This is a genomic window from Arthrobacter sp. B0427-1-12 (assembly GCF_059092905.1).
The window spans coordinates 1-440 of sequence record NZ_JBNHIC010000221.1; the positions used below are offsets into that span (position 1 = coordinate 1).

Consider the following 440-nt stretch of genomic DNA (forward strand, 5'->3'; position numbering starts at 1 on the left):
GGCCCAAGGGGGTTAAGGGAAAAAAACCCCCGCCCCGCCCAAAGCTCTTGGAACGCACAGCGCCCCCGGACCCTCAGGGTCCGGGGGCGCTTTGCATCGTAGGGGAACGGCGTGCCCACCGTTCAGCCGGTCGCCATTCTCCAGGCCGGTTTACGTATGCGCTAGTTATCGGTGTTCTCCTGTGATCACCGGGGGCGGATCCGGTCAGGGGTGTTTGTTGGCGGGTGGGTGCAGCTGGGTTTCCAGGCCGGCCAGGAGGATGGTGATTCCCTGGTCGAGTTCGGCCGCGCCGTCGTATTCGGCGAGGATGTGGGCCAGTTTGCGGAGTTGGGGGAAATCGCGTGCCGGCAGTCGGTGCAGGCCCAGGCGGAGCAGGTGTTCCTTTTCCTCGGGGTCGACGATGAATTCCTGCAGTTCGTTGAGAATATGACCGTAAAGGT

1 pseudogene is annotated in these 440 nt (G+C 63.2%); it reads right to left on the reverse strand.

What is annotated here, in order from left to right:
* Nucleotides 1-204: 204 nt before the first annotated feature.
* Nucleotides 205-440: pseudogene (locus tag AC5RWU_RS24655) on the reverse strand (TetR/AcrR family transcriptional regulator); the annotation flags it as partial.